The organism is Enterovibrio baiacu (genome assembly GCF_004120195.1).
Lineage (GTDB): Bacteria > Pseudomonadota > Gammaproteobacteria > Enterobacterales > Vibrionaceae > Enterovibrio > Enterovibrio baiacui.
Genome location: NZ_SCHN01000006.1, coordinates 208,783 through 227,013, shown reverse-complemented (window position 1 = coordinate 227,013; position 18,231 = coordinate 208,783). Strand labels below are relative to the sequence as shown.

The following is an 18,231-nucleotide window of genomic DNA, read 5'->3' as shown; positions in this document are numbered from 1 at the left end:
AAACACACAACCTAGATGAAACCTTTCACGCGTAAAACCCCTTGATGCGATCCACTTCTCTAATTTGTGCCTTATACTTTACCGATAAACGAAATGATAATAATTTGCATTCAAGTTATTTTGGAGTGAATACAAATGGCACATGAACAGGCTTTTCATCATGACCCTCTGCTTAGAGTCCGAGATCTGTGTGTTGACTACATCATGGATGATGGTCACTTCCGAGCGGTAAATTCCGTCAGCTTCGATATTGGTCGTGGCGAGATATTTGGCTTAGCGGGGGAGTCTGGGTGCGGCAAAAGCACCATCGCATTCTCTGTGAACAGTTTGCACAAGCCGCCAGCTTTTATCTCTGGTGGTGAGATTTGGCTTGAAGATCGCAATCTTCGCGAATTGGCGGAAAAAGATCTCAACATGGTGCGTTGGAGTGAAATTGCCATGGTGTTTCAAAGCGCCATGAACTCCTTGAACCCTGTGTTGACCGTGCAAGAGCAGTTTGTTGATGTGATCCAATGGCACAAAGGCTGGAGCAAAGAAGAAGCGATTGATCGTGCGATGAAAATGATGGATTTAGTGAACATCCCACGTGAGCGCATTTTAGATTACCCCCACCAGTTTAGCGGCGGCATGCGTCAGCGCTTGGTGATTGCGATAGCGCTGAGTTTGAGCCCGAAATTGATCATCATGGATGAACCAACGACAGCGCTGGATGTGGTGGTACAGCGTGAAATTCTTCAACAGATTTTCTCATTGAAAGAAGAGTTTGGCTTCTCGGTGCTTTTCATCACGCACGACTTGGCGCTCATGACTCAATTGAGTGATCGCATTGCCATCATGCGAAACGGTGAAATTGTGGAAGTGAACACTTCTTCGCGTATTCGTAATGAGCCTGAACACCCTTACACACAACAGCTTTGGGCTTCGTTCCCCAATATTCACGACCGCGAAGCCAGTAAAGAGAAATTTGAACAAGGAGAGCCTGCATGATGCCGCCATTGACTCAAGAGCAACCGATCATTCAATTGAAGAATGTCTCTAAGAATTTTGCTGTCGGCGGCGGGTTTTCAAAACAAGATGTGTTTCAAGCGTTACGCGGCGTGAGTTTCGATCTGCACAAAGGTAAAACCCTTGCTTTGGTGGGGGAGTCCGGTTGCGGCAAAAGCACGGTCGCGCGCTTGATCACCAAAGTGCATGATGCGTCTTCTGGCGAAATCTTGTTCAAAGGGCAGAACATCAACGATATTCGTTCCGGTAAATCGCTCCGTGACTACCGCAGCAATGTACAAATGGTGTTTCAAGACCCCTTTGGTTCTCTCAACCCTGCCCACACGATTGATCATCACATTGCGCGCCCGTTAAAAATCCACAATGCCATTGCCAGCAAGGCACAATTAAAAGCGCGTCAAACTGAGTTGATGGAAATGGTCGAGCTCGACCCTGCCTGTTTATCTAAATTTCCTCATCAACTCAGCGGTGGACAGCGCCAACGTATCAACCTTGCTCGGGCACTGGGTGTCGGTGCAGAGATCATTTTGGCTGATGAGCCGACGTCTATGCTGGATGTGTCGATCCGCCTTGGCGTGCTAAACCTTATGCAGCGGATGAAAAAAGAGATGGGTATTGGCTTTCTGTATATCACCCACGACCTCGCGACGGCGCATTACATCGCAGAAGAAACGGCCGTGATGTATCGAGGGCAAATCGTCGAGTGGGGCGACACGCAATCTATACTGTCGAACCCTCAGCACCCTTACACCCAATTACTGATTTCTGCAGTGCCTGATCCAGATACGCCATTCAGTGAATTGATTAAGCAAACCGACAACTATTCAGCGAACGCAGATGAAATTCGAGCGCTCAGTGAAAAGCTGCAACCGGTGGTGAATCAAGTGAGTGACAATCACTTTGTACGTTGTTGGGAGTCGGCGGCATGACAGATAAGTTCGAAGCAGAGATGACAGTGAATGAATGGCTCTCGTTGGCACAACAATGGTATTGCAATCAGAACATCAACGAGATGTGTTGTTTAGAAGAATTGGTAAAGCATGTGCCTGCTGCGCTGTTCGACCCGCATATCGATGAAGCGAAAAGTTTAGCCATTGGATATTGGATGGATGCGTGTATGCGCATTCATCATCATGAAGCTTCATTGTGCGAGGTTGAAGCCGCCTATGGGTACCTACAATTTAGCTACGGCAAGATGCAAGAAATGGCGAGTGATATTCGACATGAACTTGCCGTGAAAAAGTGGTGTCTGCAGCGAATGGACACGCTTATTGTGGTGTTATTGGAGTTTTGTCAAAGTCAGTGCGAAGAATATTGGCAAAAGGAAGCTAACTCTTTGATAGAAGCGCATGTTGTCTTTATGACAGCACAAAATCACCTCAACTTGTCCCAAGAGATGATTTCCGCATAAATATGCTTGTAGGCTGTATGAATACTGACCTACTCGGCATTGTTAATGATTTGTTGCATTTTACAGTGTGTTGTGGTTTTGATTATTTGAGGTGTAAATTAATTTAAAGGCTCATTTAAGAGACGAACAGGAAGTGCTAATCAAGATATACCTATGGCACGTCATACATTGGAATATCTTGAATCGGTTTTGTTCGTTGGCTAAATAACACCCCACTAAATTCAATTTTATATACCTCAGCACCTTTATTGGCTCAAAGGTGAGGTTACACAATTTTTAGAGGAAAGCGCTTCCTAAGCGCAATATTGCTATTGGCAAACTGAACCAAGGTCTTTCATGACGGGAAACACTACTTTAGTCATGGAGGCAATATGAGTAATGCAGCATCAAACGGTGAAGGGAAGATGAGCCTCACCGCCAAGGTGATTGTCGGGTTAGTCGCCGGTATTCTTCTTGGTTTAACCATTAACATTTTGGGTTTAAACCCAGCAGGTGGCTTTGTTGACACCTACATCACAAACGGCTTGTTCCACGTAGTGGGTAAGATGTTTGTTAACGCGCTGAAAATGCTCGTTGTACCTCTCGTACTGTTCTCATTGATATGCGGTGTCTGTGGCATCGGCGATATCAAAATGCTGGGAAGGGTCGGCTCTAAATCATTTGGTCTTTACATTCTCACTACAGCGATCGCGATTGCCGTGGCGATTACCGTTGCGGTTATTTCTGGCATCGGTAGTGGTATGGACATGGCCACTGATTCTGCGTTCTCTGGCCGTGAAGCGCCACCGCTATCTCAAGTACTGATCGACATCATTCCAAACAACCCAATCAATGCGTTGTCTGAAGGTGAGATGCTACAAATCATCTTCTTTGCGATTTTGATGGGCGTGTGTATTTTGATGGTTGGCAAGCCTGCCAAGAAAGTGGTTGAGCTCATTGAAGTGCTTAACGAAGTGATGATGAAGATGGTCACTGTCATCATGGAAATCGCACCATATGCAGTGTTCTGTTTGATCGCGAAGGCGATGGCAAACCTTGGTCTTGCGTTGTTCGCACAATTGATTGGCTACGTTGTGGTTCTGATCGCTGTGTTGATGCTGCACCTGTTTGTCGTGATTCCGTTTATCCTCAAGCTCTTCTCTGGTCTAAGTGTCACGACCTTCCTGAAGAAAGCACGCAACATGCAAGTGTTCGCATTCAGTACTGCAAGCTCGAATGCAACCATTCCTGTTACGCTGCGCACTGTGACTGAGCGTCTAGGTGTTCGTAACTCTGTTGGCTCATTCACTGTTCCATTTGGCGCAACCATCAACATGGATGGTACGGCGATCATGCAGGGTGTAGCGACAGTGTTTATCGCAAACATCTACGGCGTTGATCTGGGCCTTGCGGGCTATGTCACTGTGATCATGATGGCGGTTCTGGCATCTATTGGTACCGCGGGTGTACCGGGTGTTGGTCTGATCATGCTATCGATGGTATTCGCGCAAGTGGGTCTGCCACTTGAAGGTATCGGTCTTATCCTTGGTGTTGACCGTCTACTTGATATGGTGCGTACCGCTGTTAACGTTACTGGTGATGCTGCAGTGAGCTGTATTGTTGCGAAGAGCGAAGGCAAATTGGACGAATCAGTCTTTAACGACCCGAAAGCGGGTGTTGTTGCTGGCGTAGAAATCGACCATGATGCAGAGAAAGAATTAGCAGACGTTGCGAAAGGTTAATCTTTTGCAAGTACGCTGAGTGAAAAAGAGGCACCGATTGGTGCCTCTTTTTGTTTGTGTTGATTGAACCGTTAGTTTGCTGAAGGCGTGTTTGAGGTGAGGGACAAACGCGGGGTGATTGCCACTAACCACACACTCAAAAAGATGGCGACAATGGCGTGCGCAATCAAAATCTCGATGCTGGATGTCGACCACTGCCCAACCCCAAACGCCATACCTGCCAATACCACCAATCCTGCAAGCGACCATAGAAACCCGCTTTTCCCCAGTGGCGTATCTCCATGAGTAACGGCGTGTCTTGAAACACACAGTGACAAAGCAAACGCGAGCGCCAAGAGCATGCAATAAAGAAAGCTCGGTTGAATTTGAGTCGCGGCGAGTGGCGCGATAAATAGCGCAACCGTGAACCATAATCTCGCTTTAAGAATAAGCGGTGTGCCACGGTGTGCTACCCGAGAAAAATAGAGAACAATCGCTAAAGACAATGCGCCGACGACCGCGCCCGCAAGCACGTCAGTCACGTAATGCACGCCCAAGTAAACACGGCTGAGTGCGACTAAGGTGGCGGGAACAAGCCATACCCACAGTGCATTTTTCCCTTTTTGTTTCACCCAGCTATATACCAAGCCCCACACTGCAAACGCCGTTGCTGTGTGACCACTTGGAAAGGCAAAGCCAGATGCTAGATCCCGTTGGAGATCGGGAAACACGTAAAAAGGGCGGGGTACAGCAAAGTGCAGTTTCCCAAAATGGGTGATAACCGTAACCAAGACAGCAACCAAGGCAACACTCGCAGTGCGTTTTAAGCCTCCTGTCGCCATTGCGACAGGGAGCAGCAAAAAGAACAAAGCGCCATTCCCAAGTGCTGAGGCGGCAAAGAGCCCTTGCGATACGAGGCTTGATAGGAATGGTAGCAGACCTTCAATGAACTGCTGAACGTGTCGGTTTAGCCCAGCATTCCACACGGTAAAGGCTGATGCCATGTGAGAAAAGTTCTGAGAGGTTTCAAGTGCACTCGGTGTGGCTGACAATAGCAGCTCTGGGAACATGGCGACTTGTTTTGGAAAGCGGGCGTCTTTCAATATGATGTCGTTTGGTTTCATCATGAACACGGCGCGCACTTCTCGACCAAAATGCTCGGCGTTCCACGATGCCACAGCAGCGCGTTGCATGTTGAATGGATAGGCGTCTTTGGCTGCGTCATGCACGGGAATGGGTGACAAGGCCACGCAATCAAAAATGATGGCGTTATCTTGTCGCAAAAGTTCTCCAACGGGTTTAACGGCAATGCCCGTTTCTTCAAGCGTCTCTCTAACTGCTGCATCACTGGGGATATCAGTATCGACATACCCGCCAGGAATCGAGATGCGGTTGTTGAGAATATCGCGTGTGACGAGAACACGTCCCTGCGCGTCAGAGACGAGGCAAGCTGCTCCTTTTATCTGTTGAGCATCGTTTGTCGTAGCAAGTGCTGATAAAGAGATAAGTGACAGGAATAGGAAGAGAAGGTGGGTACGCATCATGCTCGCTCAAATCTGAATGTTGGCTGCATTGTAGCTGACTTACCGCTGAGATGTCTGAATGCAGGCAAGGAAAGTGAAATCTTCTTTTTAGATATTAAATTTATAGTATTAAGGTGTTGGTTTTTCGTGTTATTTGACTCATTGATAAGTCATTTTGATGTCTTTTTGAACGGTTGAGTAAGATAACGTAAAAAAGGTATTTACAGCTTCGCGGTAGGCCTATAATATTCGCCGCAACCACGGAGAGATGGCTGAGTGGTTGAAAGCACCGGTCTTGAAAACCGGCGTGCGTTTATAGCGCACCTAGGGTTCAAATCCCTATCTCTCCGCCACATTCTAGAAATTGGATGGCGACATCGAGTTTCATACAGAATTGGAGCGGTAGTTCAGTTGGTTAGAATACCGGCCTGTCACGCCGGGGGTCGCGGGTTCGAGTCCCGTCCGCTCCGCCAACACAACGAAGCCTCAGCAGAAATGCTGGGGCTTTTTTGTATCTGTCGAATTTGGGTTTGGGCTCTCACTAGCCTTCGGCTTGAGTCCCGGCCGTGCGCGCCCCCGGCCGTTCCGCCAATACAACGAAGCCTCAGCAGAAATGCTGGGGCTTTTTGTATCTGTCGAATTGGATTTGGACTCTCACGAGCCTTCGGCTTGAGTCCCGGACGTGCGCGCCCCCGGCCGCTCCGCCAACACAACGAAGCCTCGCTTGCTCATTCTAGAAAAGAGCGCGGGGCTTTTTTGTATCTGTCGAATTTGGGTTTGGACTCTCACGAGCCTTCGGCTTGAGTCCCGGACGTGCGCGTCCCCGGCCGCTCCGCCTATGCAACGAAGCCTCAGCAGAAATGCTGGGGCTTCGTTGTGTGCGTTAAATTTGGAAAATACGTGATCAAATCGCGAGTAGTGAAATCTTACCGATCTCTGTCTATGTATGAGCCTAAAATTACAGTTAGTTGTTTATTGTCTTTTCGGTAAAGAGGTTCGTATGACGCCAAACCATCTCAAACTGTTAGCGGAAACCCTTGCGATGCAGGAAAGCTGGCAAGTCGGGAAGGTATTGGACAGAAAATTCACCTTAACAGCGCCGTTGAGTTCGAAGCCTGTGCCCAACGCGTATTTGGCGACAGAGATTGAAACGGGTGACACCGTGGTGCTTCGCAGGTGCTCGCCGGGTTCTGAAAGGTCGAGTCTAGAGAGAGAATGGGAAGCTTTGTCTGCTTGTCGGGGCGAGGGCGTTCAACATGCTCTTGCGCTTTATCCGGCAACAGGGTTTATCGCGGTGGAATACTACCCCGATATGATGCCACTCATTGAGATGAGTCCGCATCAAGCAGAGACGTTTACTGTCTTGCTTCCCGAGTTACTGAAAGCCATGCGCCACTGTCATCATGCGGGGTGGATTCATGGTGATATCAAACCGTCGAATGTGCTTTGGGATCCGGCGGACAACCGAGTGTGTTTGATTGACTTTGGTGCGGCATTGCCGATTGGATTATCGCGCAAGAACCTGACGTCGTGGCACATGAGCAAAGGTTTTTCCCCAGATAGGCAGGCTAGAGGAGAAGGCACTGTACAAGCATCTGATGATTGGTTTGCATTGATGCGCTGGTTAAGGCAAGTGGACAAAGCAGCACTGTCCGATACAGGCCAGCAGCGGATTGATAAGACCATGGATTGGTTAAGGAAACAGCCATAACCTGTTTAGTGCAGAGACGTATACGTTGTTAAATATAAAGATTATCCGCACAACGTACTCTTCGCTTGAACTTTGAACTGTTTTCATTGCTAGTGCCCACATAAGGTGATCAATTTGGTTGTTGCATCGGTATGTATGTCAGAAGTGTTGAAAATCTACCCCGAGTATTCATTTGGTAACTCTCTGATGTAAATCACTATCGATACCTGTCACAACGCGTATTTCGAGGAAAGGATAGAAAACTGTCGTTAAGGGGTAAATAGTCTGATTGAGATGCAAAAACGAGACTTTTAGAAATAACAGGTATTCACATTGCAAGAAGGTGGCAAGAGCGACGGTTTCTCTATAAGTTACGGCTATTGAACTGAAGGACATGAACCATGCTGAATGCGCTAAACTGCGGACATCTCACCATTGTTGAGAACTACATTCGAGCCAAAGACAAAAACGAACCTGCACTGATGTCTACCGCGTTTGCAGAAGATGCAACGCTGGAGATGATTTTAAAGACGGAGAGTATTTCGTTTCCCGCCATCACTGATGGGCTCGATGCCATCACAGATATTCTTGTTCGTCACTTCAATGATGCGTATGAAAACGTCCATACTTTTTGCCTTGCAGACAAATCAGACTCTACCGAATATGAATTGTCGTGTAAGTGGATGGTGTGTATGACTGAACGTAAGAGTGGTGGTGTTCGAATGGGTACTGGCAACTACCGTTGGACGTTCGACAGAGAAACAGATTCTCGCGCCGTAAAACTGGTTATCACCATCGAGCAAATTGCCATGCTGCCTTCAGACGTCTCTGAAGAAATCGTCAATTGGGCGCAAGGGCTTCCCTATCCATGGTGTTACTCCGATACCATTCGTCAAACTATGCCTAATATTGAACAGCTTAATGCGTTGCGGAGAAGCATTGCCTAGAGGCTGAGTCCCTTGATTGCTTAGTGGCCTAGAGGCTTTTCATGTCATTTGCTGATTTTTTCAGCGCATATCACGCTTCATGTGTTTGGCTATGCCTGTCCAGTCTTTGTACGATTAATCCACTCCGCATTGATGTCGAATCTGTTTAAGATCGCTTGAGTTAGTGTGTGATCTTCCTTCATTGAAAATCACATTGAAAAAAAGAATACTGGAATAAATTACAATCCACTATTCAGTTTTTATTTCTGTTATTACTATTTAAATATCTATTTTGCTGGCTAGAGTCATTTAACTCTCTGTCGGTTTTTACGTATTTAAAATAAATAAATTCTTTATTTTTCTTTTCCTTATTTTAATTTTACTTGTAAGTATGGGATCGAGATCTTGAAAGAGTAATAAAATATTTAAAATACCATTTTGAGAGTTTCGTCAATTGTTCCTTATTAAAATGCGTTCATAGTGTCGCTCGTTGAATAATGCATTTGAACGCATATTTAAAAACCTCATCAATGAACATGTAGTAAGGACTCTTAATGGTCACGAATAAATATAAAAAACTTGCGGTGCTCACTCTTGCTGCGCTAACTGCACCAACAGCCATTGCTGCAGAAAAAAATCAGCTCACTATTGTGTCTGATTTTTATCCAACGATGATACGTAACTTCAACCCGTATCTTGCAACAAACTTGCGTACAACAACGGATTTTATTTATGAGCCATTAGTGATCTTTAACCAAATGCACGGCAACAAGCCGGTGATGCGTTTGGCGAAGGACTACTATATGTCTGAAGACCTGACACAGGTGACTTTCGTTATCCGCGAAGGCGTGAAATGGTCAGACGGCACGCCATTTACTGCGGAAGACGTGGTTTACTCGTTCAAGCTGATTCATGAAAAACCTGAGCTTGACCCTAAAGGCATGGACCGTTGGATTAAGAGCATTGAGCGTGATGGTGACAAGGTAATCTTTAACCTGACCGAAGCGAACTCTAACTTGCCTTACGAAATTTCGACCATTCCAATTGTGCCAAAACACATTTGGGAAAAGGTTGAACAACCTGAAATGTTTACCAATGAAAACCCAGTGGGTTCAGGTCCGTTCACTGAGATCGATACGTTTACACCGCAACTGTATGTGCAGTGTCGTAACCCAAATTATTGGGACAATGACAACCTAGAAGTGGATTGTTTGCGCGTTCCTCAAATCGCAAACAACGACCAACTGTTAGGTAAAATCATCAAGTCTGAATTGGATTGGACGGCAGCGTTTATCCCAGACATCGATAGCACCTACGCTGCGCGTAACCCTAACCACAAATACTGGTATCCAGCAGCGAGTGCACAAGCATTCATGCTGAACTTCAAAACACCGCATCCAGGTAACAATGAAGCCATCAACAACGTCGATTTCCGTCGTGCGTTCTCCATGTCGATTGACCGCCAAAAGATCATCGATATCGCGTTTTACGGTAACGGTGTGGTGAATGATTACGCATCGGGCCTAGGCAAAGTTTTTGAATTTTGGGCGGACAAAAACGTCTACAACAAATACAAAGGCTTCAACACTTACAGCGTTGAGAACGCGAAAGCGATGCTGAAATCGGCGGGTTTCGTTGATATCGATGGCGACGGTTTTGTTGAAACCCCAACCGGCAAAAAGATTGAGCTCGAGCTTCAATCCCCAACAGGTTGGACTGACTTCAACAACACGGTTCAGTTAGGTGTTGAACAGCTTCAAAATGTAGGCATTAACGCAAAAGCACGTACTGCAGACTTCGCGGTTTACAACAAAGCCATGGTGACAGGTACGTATGACGTGGCTTACACCAACTACTTCAACGGTGCAGATCCACACCGCTATTGGAACAGTGCATACCACTCTCGTTACCAAGAAGGTGCAAGCATGCCACGTTTTGCAATGCACTTCTTCAAGAATGAAGAGCTAGATACGCTGCTTGATAGCTTCTACAAAACGGGCAATCAAGAAGAGCAGATGGTTATCGCGCATAAGATTCAAAAAATCATCGCGGAAAACCAAGTGACGATTCCTGTCATGTCGGGTGTTGATGTTTACCAGTTCAACGAAAGCCGCTTCACTGGCTGGTGGAGCGAAGAAAACCCGAAAGGCCGTCCTTTGTCTTGGGCGGGTGTACCTGAGCGTTTGCTACACGTATTGGACTTGAAACCTAAAGCGTAATGAAAACATTGCGGCTAGCGATATGTTGGCCGCTTCTCCTGTTTATTTGTTTTCTAATTTTCTAAATCATCTTGTGATTTAAATATTATAAAAATGTTTCTTTGTGTTTAAGTAGGGCGGAACTATGGGTTTCTTCATGCGGCGACTGTCATTTTATTTTGTCGCCTTATTATTTGCAGCAACACTGAATTTTATATTACCCCGTGCAATGCCGGGTGACCCTGTGACCATGATGTTTGCCAATGCAATGGCACATGTGAGTCCAGAACGTATTGAAGCAATGAAAAAGTTGCTTGGTTTTGTTGATGCGCCTTTATATCAACAATACTTCACCTACCTTGCCAATATATTCACCGGTAACTGGGGTATTTCAATTAAGTTTTACCCGCTTTCTGTGAATGAATTGTTGGGTGGTGCAGTTGGTTGGTCGTTATTCCTGACGGGTACCGCCGTTATTCTTTCATTCTGTATTGGTTCGGTGTTGGGTATTTTCGCGGCGTGGCGTCGCGGTAGCTACTACGATGCGTTTATCTCGCCAAGCATGCTGGTTGTGCAAGCTGTGCCTTCCGTGGTTGTCGCCATGCTGGTGCTCTATACCTTCGCGATTGGCTTAGAGTGGTTCCCTTCGGGTAATGCGTATACCTCGGGCACCATGCCAGACTGGGGAAGTTGGGCGTTCTACAAAGACGTCGCTTATCACGCCGTTCTGCCTTTGACCTGTGCGACGGTCAGTCAAATCGGTGGCTTCTTGATCAGCATGCGTAACAACATGATTAACCTGCTGAATGAAGACTTTATCACCATGGCTCGCGCGAAAGGCTTGAGTGAAAACCGCGTTATCTTCAACTATGCAGCCCGTAACTCCATGCTACCAAGTGTGACGGCGCTTTCTATGGCGCTTGGTACCGCGATCAGCGGTCAGCTTATCGTTGAAATGATCTTCAACTACCCAGGCCTAGGCACGGTGTTGTTGAACGCCATCCACGCTCGCGACTATCAAGTGCTGCAAGGTCAGTTACTGCTTATGACCATGTTCATGCTGTTCTTTAACTTTATGGCCGATCTCCTGATCGTTGTGTTGGACCCTCGTCTGCGTAAGGGAGATAAGTAAATATGAAGGGTTTATTTAAACTTCTTGCAGGTAACCTAAAATCGCTGGCGGGTCTTTGCATCCTGTTCGTTTTTGTATTGGCGGCTATTTTTGCTCCTCAAATTACCAAGCACGATCCCGAAAAGGGCACGGGAAATCCGCACGAATACCCAGCGTTTGTGGTGAAAGCGGCTAAGAACAACCCTGAAGGTTGGATTGCGACCACGCTAGCCACCAACAAACGTACCCTCATGATGTCGGAAAAAGCCGATCACGTACTGGGCACGTCGCGCATGGGCCGTGATATCTGGTCTCAGCTTGTTTACGGCGCGCGTACCTCTATTTCAGTGGGCTTAGGTGCCGGTTTGATGGTGTGTTTTCTTGCCACTGCGATCGGTGTTTCTGCGGGTTACTTTGGCGGCAAGGTTGACGATTACCTGTCAGCAGCCATGAACATCATGTTGGTGGTGCCGCAGCTTCCGCTGCTCTTCATCATTGCCGCCTTTATTGGTCAGGCTGGGCCAATGACCATCGCGATAGTCATCGCGATAACGTCTTGGGCATGGGGTGCGCGTGTTGTACGAGCGCAAACCTTGTCGGTACGTGAAAAAGAGTTTGTTCGCGCAGCAGAAGTGCTTGGTGAATCGCCACTGCGCATCATCGCCGTTGAAATTCTGCCTAACCTGATGTCTATCCTTGGTGCGAGCTTCATCGGCTGTGTGATGCTTGCCATCATGACGGAAGCGAGTTTGTCTTTCCTTGGCTTGGGTGACCCTAACTCGATCAGCTGGGGCGTGATGCTTTACAACGTGCAGACCTCTTCTTCGATGTTGGTTGGCGCTTGGTGGGAAATTCTGCCTCCATGTTTGGCACTGACGTTCATTGCAATCGGTCTGTCTTTGCTTAACTTCGCCGTGGATGAAATTGCGAACCCGCAACTGCGTTCTCACAAGGGCATGCGTCGATGGACTGCGCGCAACAAAATGGCGAAAAGCGCTGCTGCTCAAGTAAAAACTGCACCTCAACACGTGCTTGAAGAGGGAGCGAAATAATGACAAACCCTCAAATCTCTATTCGTAACCTGTGTGTTGATTACATTACAGATGCAGGCGACGTTCGCGCGGTGAACAACGTCAGTTTTGACATCGGCAAAGGCGAAGTGTTTGGTCTGGCGGGTGAGTCTGGTTGTGGTAAGTCTACCGTTGCATTCTCGCTGATGCGCTTGCATAAGCCACCTGCGTTTATTTCTGGTGGCGAAGTGTTGTTCGATGGACATGGCGACATTTTCAAAAAGACAGACGAGCAAATGTCGCATTTCCGCTGGAGCGAAATCTCCATGGTGTTCCAAAGTGCGATGAACGCGTTGAACCCCGTGCTCACGATGGAGGAACAGTTCTGCGACGTGATCATGCGTCATACCAATTTCACCCGTGAACAAGCGGTGCGCCGTGCCGAAGGCTTGTTGGAAATTGTGGATATCCACGCCAGCCGCCTGCGTGATTACCCGCACCAATTTTCGGGTGGTATGCGTCAGCGTTTGGTCATCGCGATTGCGTTGGCCTTGAACCCGAAAATGATCATCATGGACGAACCAACCACTGCTCTGGATGTGGTGGTTCAGCGTGAAATTCTGCAAAAGATTTACGCGCTAAAAGAAGAGTTTGGTTTCTCGATTCTGTTCATTACTCACGACATCTCATTGATGGTCGAGTTCTCCGATCGCATCGGCATCATGTATTCGGGTGAATTGATTGAGGTTGCGCCTTCTCGACAGATTCTCGAAAACCCGTTTCATCCTTACACCGAAGGATTGGGTAGCTCATTTCCACCACTCACGGGCCCGAAAACACGATTGACTGGGATACCCGGTAACCCACTCAACCTGCTTGAAATTCCGCAGGGTTGTCGCTTCCAAGCGCGCTGTGGCAAAACACAGCCATCGTGCTTTAGCCAATCAACCACACTGAGCGAGATTCAACCGGGTCGCCTATCTAACTGCCACCTATTTACACAAAAGCTAGGTTAAGACGTGATTAATACCACACACCTTGATGGCTCAGGGTGTGTGTAGGAGATGCTATGAGCAAGCCAACAGGAACACCCATCGTTGAAGGCAAAAACCTGATTAAAGATTTTGCCGTTAACAGTAACTCGTTGAAGAAGTCGAAGATGCGTGCCATCAACGACGTGTCTTTCAAAATGTATAAAAGTCGCGGCCTTGCGGTAGTCGGTGAGTCAGGTTCGGGTAAATCGACCACTGCCAAAATGATCGCCAAAATGTACCCACCATCGGGTGGCAGCATTGAATACTACGGCCGTGATATTGAAACCATCACCAAAGGTGACGACTTGATGAAATATCGTCAAGGCGTGCAAATGGTATGGCAAGACCCGTTCGGCTCGTTGAACCCAACCCACACGATTTTTCACCACATCGCGCGTCCGTTGATCATTCATAACAAAGTGACGTCGAACAACAAAAAAGAACTCGAAGAAACGGTTTACCACCTGCTTGAGCAAGTGGGTCTTACGCCGGCAAAAGAAACCGCGGCGAAATTCCCTCATCAGCTTTCTGGCGGACAGCGTCAGCGTGTCAACTTGGCGCGAAACATTGCCGTGGGAGCCGAAGTGGTGTTGGCAGATGAACCAACCTCCATGCTGGATGTGTCTATCCGTGCGGGCGTGCTCAACTTAATGGAAGAGATGAAGTTTGAGCGTGAAATGGCGCTGCTATACATCACGCACGACATCGCGACGGCGCGATACATCGCCGAAGACATCGCCGTGATGTATGTCGGTCATATGGTGGAATGGGGGGACGTAGAAGAAATTATTCATGACCCGCAACACCCTTATACCCAGCTTTTGGTCTCCGCGGTGCCAGACCCGCGTAAATCGATTCACGAGAAGCTGAAAGGCAACCGCGGTGAAATTCCATTGTGGACACCAGACAGTGTGGGTTGCCCGTTTGCGGGCCGATGCACGCACGCAACACCAAAGTGTCGTGAACAATTGCCTGCTGTAACTCAACTGTCTGAGAACCATTTTGTACGTTGTTATCTCTACGAGAAATAACGTCATGCGCAGTATTTGTTAACGAACAACAAAACCAGATTATCTATCAAAGCAAACGCTCATCATGTGATGAGGGAAAAGGACAACAATGCTACAGATCGAATTTACTCGCATTGACGCAGAAAACTGCGATTCGGTAAGAACACTTCACATCAAAATGGGCGAGGGGAAATCGCTTGAGCTTAACCAAGATGTAGAAGGCTACAATGGCGAAATCAGCAAAAATACGTATAGCGTGGCAGATGCACAAGACATTGGCTTCGTGTTGGCATCGACCTTCAAAAAAGCGCAAACCCTACAACTTCACATCGACGCAGAAACTGCTTCATCGTTTACCACGGAAACATGGGTGAAGTGGGTGTCTTTCGGCATGGCACTGTCGACATACAGCTACAAGCACACTGAAAGCTTGAGTCTTCAACCTGTCATCAGTCAGTTTGAACTGAACAATGATCAAGCGTCGCTAAACACCGCGTTTGAACAAGGCCAAATCCTTGCAAAAAGCCAGTTGATCTCCCGTGAGTTGATGAACAAGCCGGGCAATGTGATTTATCCCGTTTCGTTTGTTCAAGCGGTGCAAGAGTTGGCCATCGACAAGATTGCATTGTCGTACCTTGATGACAAAGCCATGTTGGATCTTGGTTTTGGTGGCTTAATGGGCATCGCCCAAGGCAGTGACCGCGAAGCGCGTCTGTTGTGCATGGATTACCACCCTGAACACGCTGAGAAAACGATCGTCTTGGTGGGTAAAGGCGTGACCTTCGATTCAGGCGGTATCAGCATCAAACAACCGCGTTTCATGAGCACCATGAAAGTTGACATGGGCGGCGCAGCAGCCGTCACAGGGGCGATGAATGCCATTGCAAACCTGAACTTGCCAGTGCGCGTTATCGGCTTGTGTGGTTTGGTGGAAAACATGCCATCAGGCAGTGCGGTGAAGCCGGGCGATGTGGTCACCATGGCATCGGGCAAGAGCGTTGAAATCATCACCACAGATGCCGAAGGCCGTATGGTGTTGGCGGATGTACTCCACTACGCACAGCAAACCTACAACCCAGATTACCTGATCGACATTGCGACCCTGACGGGCGCGACAGGCATTTCGTTGGGCAAAGCCTATGCGTCTTTGATGGGTAACGACGAAAGCTTGATCACAAGCGCACAAGAAGCGGGTCTGGCGTGTTCAGAGCCACTATGGGCGATGCCAACAGGCCACGATTTGTTTGAAGCATCACTGAAGAGTGACTTTGCTGATTTGCGTCACGGCAGCGAAGAACCTGATGGCAGCGCATGTGTGGCCGCGACGTTCTTGCGTCACTTTGTCTCGCCAGAGCAAAAATGGATTCACATTGATTCTGCTGCCATGTCACTGGGCATGAACCACCGCAAAATTTATGGCAAAGCGGCGTCAGGCTACGGCGCATTGCTGTTAACCGAGCTTTGCCAACACCTTGTCGCTACAGAACAAAAGAATAAATAACGAGGAAATACCATGATCTTATTAGCAAACTCAGAAGCTTACCCAGGTATTGAAGAGTCGGCACGCCGACTGCAAGAGGGTGAAGACGGCTTAACCTCGTTGATTGAAGGCATTAAATTGGTCGAGCTAGACCCGCGTGTACGTACCGTGGGTTACGGCGGTTGGCCAAATGTGTTGGGCGAAATGGAGCTGGATGGCTCAGTCATGGATGGTGATAGCCTCCGCACGGGCGCGGTTGGCGCACTAAAAGGTTACATGCACCCAGTGGACGTTGCACACCGCGTCATGACAGACCTCAACCACGAGATCCTTGTCGGTGAAGGCGCAGCAATTTTTGCTAAAGAAATTGGTGCTGTCGCGGGGAATAACCTGATTGAAGATTCCAAGCAAGTTTGGTGGGAAAAGCTTGAACAAGCGATGACCCCAGAAGAACAAGCAGCCTTCCCGAACGTGCCGTTAGCGCCGTTATCAAACAACGCGACCGATCCAGAGCGCGTGCGTGATACAACGGTATTTTTGAGCAGCGACATTAACAAGAAAATCAGCGTTGCCACCTCTACATCCGGTTGGGCATGGAAATACCCAGGTCGTTTAGGCGATAGCCCAATCATTGGCGCAGGTTCATACGCGGATAGCCGCTACGGTGCGTGTGCGTGTACACACACAGGGGAAATGGCAATCCGTTGTTCAACCTCTCATGCTGTCGTGCTTTACATGAAAATGGGCATGAGCCTTGATGACGCAGTTTATGAAGCCATCAAAGATCTGGATTACCTCAAAGACGGCTACACCGAAGGCGTGACCATCCACGCAATTGACCGTTTTAATAACCACAAAGTGGTTAGCCTAAACTGTCCGGGTAACATCACGTACTGGTTCTGGGAAACGGGCATGGACAAGCCAGAAGAACGCCAAGCTGAAGTGATCATGACGAAGTAATTCGTTTTTATGCTGAGCGTTTTCTCATAAAGCCGAGCTGACATTGCTCGGCTTTTTCGTTTTCGAACACGCTTTTAAAAGAGGTGCGGAGCATGTTAGAACGTATACAGCACCTTATGATAAAGGAAGTTCAACGTGGTGAGAGAATGCTAGTAATCAGGACTGCACAAGAAAGCGATTTAGAACGCTTAACCGAGCTACACCGTCAAATCAGTCAGTTTCATTTTGAGCAAGCACCGAGAGTGTTTAATGCGCCCTCGGAGAAAGACAAAGCGTTTCTTCATCGGGTATTGAATGATGAACACCGTTGGTTCGCTGTAGCCGTTGAACACGATAAAGTGGTCGGTTTTATTACAGCGAAAATCGATATCAACGAAACCGTGTCTTTCATGAGCTTTGAGCCGATTTGCCGTATCAATACTGTGGTTGTGGATGAAGCACATCGGTCAAAAGGCATTGGTGGTGCATTGTTAAAAGCATGCCGCGAATGGTCGGAAGAGCAAGGTGCGGTCGAAACAAGGCTTGAAGTGATGGCATTCAATCCCGCCGCGAAAAAGCTCTATGAGCATCATGGCTTTCGCGTGCAATCGCATACCATGTCATGTTTTCATGATAAGTAAGCGCGGAATTTGTATATTTTCATGTTCTTGTCGACACGGTGTTTTTAAACGGATGGGCTGAAACATTCGCTCTAAAGAGAAAGGGTATGCGATGAGAGTATCGTTGTTAAACAAACTATTGCTCGGTGTGGAAGGGCTGACCGTGGGTCTTCTCTTATTACTGTCACTGTTGCTATTGCTATTAGCTGATGATAAGCCTCTCTTTTTTATCATGCTTGTACTGTCGATATTGAGCATGGTTTCACTTATCTATCTTCTTACAAAAACGATTCTAGGAAGCGTTGAATCAGTGCGAAAGCGGTTCGTTTATCTTTCGCATGTTGGATTGCTGGTGACTGCGTTTGGCTTTTTGGTATTGCTCATTAACGGAAATGAATTTAAAAATCACTCTCCCAATGCGCCTTTTTCAATCTTCGCGTTTGGCGCGATAGCGTTAATTCCTTATTGTCATGTGATGGTGATTAACCGCTTTTTCAAACATCACATGCGATCATGAAGCTATAGTGAGCAGAGACAGGCGACGCTGTTGTTGGAAGATACATTGTTAGCTTCT

At 47.6% G+C, this 18,231-nt stretch carries 16 protein-coding genes and 2 tRNA genes; 17 read left to right on the top strand and 1 reads right to left on the bottom strand.

Features of this window, described 5'->3' with window-relative positions; genetic code table 11:
• Window positions 1–135: 135 nt before the first annotated feature.
• The 4 genes from EQP46_RS03625 (at window position 136) to EQP46_RS03610 (ending at window position 4,137) form a co-directional block, all read left to right on the top strand.
• Window positions 136–987, top strand: coding sequence for an ABC transporter ATP-binding protein (locus EQP46_RS03625; RefSeq protein ID WP_129492344.1), 852 nt, complete (start codon window positions 136–138; stop codon window positions 985–987).
• A complete protein-coding gene (locus tag EQP46_RS03620) occupies window positions 984–1,934 on the top strand; it encodes an ATP-binding cassette domain-containing protein (RefSeq protein WP_129492343.1) in 951 nt (316 codons plus the stop codon). The genes EQP46_RS03625 and EQP46_RS03620 overlap by 4 nt, the downstream gene beginning before the upstream one ends.
• Window positions 1,931–2,416 carry a hypothetical protein gene (locus tag EQP46_RS03615; RefSeq protein WP_129492342.1) on the top strand — a complete coding sequence of 162 codons (486 nt, stop codon included), beginning with the start codon at window positions 1,931–1,933 and terminating at the stop codon, window positions 2,414–2,416. Before EQP46_RS03620 ends, EQP46_RS03615 begins: the two co-directional genes overlap by 4 nt.
• A gap of 371 nt (window positions 2,417–2,787) precedes the next feature.
• Window positions 2,788–4,137 carry a dicarboxylate/amino acid:cation symporter gene (locus tag EQP46_RS03610; protein ID WP_129492341.1) on the top strand — a complete coding sequence of 450 codons (1,350 nt, stop codon included), beginning with the start codon at window positions 2,788–2,790 and terminating at the stop codon, window positions 4,135–4,137.
• A gap of 71 nt (window positions 4,138–4,208) precedes the next feature.
• Here EQP46_RS03610 and EQP46_RS03605 read toward each other — a convergent pair whose 3' ends face one another.
• Window positions 4,209–5,660: a bifunctional NUDIX hydrolase/phosphatase PAP2 family protein gene (locus EQP46_RS03605; protein ID WP_129492340.1), complete on the bottom strand. Its 1,452-nt coding sequence runs from the start codon at window positions 5,658–5,660 to the stop codon at window positions 4,209–4,211.
• Between the two features lie 241 nt (window positions 5,661–5,901).
• On the opposite strand from EQP46_RS03605, the gene EQP46_RS03600 reads away from it, so the two are divergent.
• The 13 genes from EQP46_RS03600 to EQP46_RS03540 all read left to right on the top strand — a co-directional run bounded on the left by EQP46_RS03600 (window position 5,902) and on the right by EQP46_RS03540 (window position 18,174).
• Window positions 5,902–5,992: transfer RNA gene (locus tag EQP46_RS03600), tRNA-Ser, on the top strand.
• 43 nt (window positions 5,993–6,035) lie between these two features.
• Window positions 6,036–6,112: transfer RNA gene (locus EQP46_RS03595), tRNA-Asp, on the top strand.
• Between the two features lie 527 nt (window positions 6,113–6,639).
• Window positions 6,640–7,350 (top strand): protein kinase domain-containing protein, encoded by a 711-nt coding sequence (locus tag EQP46_RS03590; protein WP_129492339.1) that lies wholly within the window; start codon window positions 6,640–6,642, stop codon window positions 7,348–7,350.
• 380 nt (window positions 7,351–7,730) lie between these two features.
• Window positions 7,731–8,276: a hypothetical protein gene (locus EQP46_RS03585; RefSeq protein WP_129492338.1), complete on the top strand. Its 546-nt coding sequence runs from the start codon at window positions 7,731–7,733 to the stop codon at window positions 8,274–8,276.
• A gap of 533 nt (window positions 8,277–8,809) precedes the next feature.
• A complete protein-coding gene (locus tag EQP46_RS03580) occupies window positions 8,810–10,474 on the top strand; it encodes an ABC transporter substrate-binding protein (RefSeq protein ID WP_129492337.1) in 1,665 nt (554 codons plus the stop codon).
• 124 nt (window positions 10,475–10,598) lie between these two features.
• A complete protein-coding gene (locus EQP46_RS03575) occupies window positions 10,599–11,585 on the top strand; it encodes an ABC transporter permease (RefSeq protein ID WP_129492336.1) in 987 nt (328 codons plus the stop codon).
• A 2-nt stretch (window positions 11,586–11,587) separates the two neighbouring features.
• Window positions 11,588–12,616 (top strand): ABC transporter permease, encoded by a 1,029-nt coding sequence (locus EQP46_RS03570; protein ID WP_129492335.1) that lies wholly within the window; start codon window positions 11,588–11,590, stop codon window positions 12,614–12,616.
• Window positions 12,616–13,590, top strand: coding sequence for an ABC transporter ATP-binding protein (locus tag EQP46_RS03565; RefSeq protein WP_129492334.1), 975 nt, complete (start codon window positions 12,616–12,618; stop codon window positions 13,588–13,590). Before EQP46_RS03570 ends, EQP46_RS03565 begins: the two co-directional genes overlap by 1 nt.
• 53 nt (window positions 13,591–13,643) lie before the next feature.
• Complete coding sequence (locus EQP46_RS03560) at window positions 13,644–14,639, top strand: ABC transporter ATP-binding protein (RefSeq protein WP_129492333.1); 996 nt, start codon at window positions 13,644–13,646, stop codon at window positions 14,637–14,639.
• An 88-nt stretch (window positions 14,640–14,727) separates the two neighbouring features.
• Window positions 14,728–16,119 (top strand): M17 family metallopeptidase, encoded by a 1,392-nt coding sequence (locus tag EQP46_RS03555; RefSeq protein ID WP_129492332.1) that lies wholly within the window; start codon window positions 14,728–14,730, stop codon window positions 16,117–16,119.
• A 12-nt stretch (window positions 16,120–16,131) separates the two neighbouring features.
• Window positions 16,132–17,058: a glycosylasparaginase gene (locus tag EQP46_RS03550; protein WP_129492331.1), complete on the top strand. Its 927-nt coding sequence runs from the start codon at window positions 16,132–16,134 to the stop codon at window positions 17,056–17,058.
• Between the two features lie 146 nt (window positions 17,059–17,204).
• Window positions 17,205–17,678 (top strand): GNAT family N-acetyltransferase, encoded by a 474-nt coding sequence (locus tag EQP46_RS03545; protein ID WP_129492330.1) that lies wholly within the window; start codon window positions 17,205–17,207, stop codon window positions 17,676–17,678.
• Between the two features lie 103 nt (window positions 17,679–17,781).
• Window positions 17,782–18,174, top strand: coding sequence for a hypothetical protein (locus EQP46_RS03540; protein ID WP_129492329.1), 393 nt, complete (start codon window positions 17,782–17,784; stop codon window positions 18,172–18,174).
• Window positions 18,175–18,231: the final 57 nt, after the last annotated feature.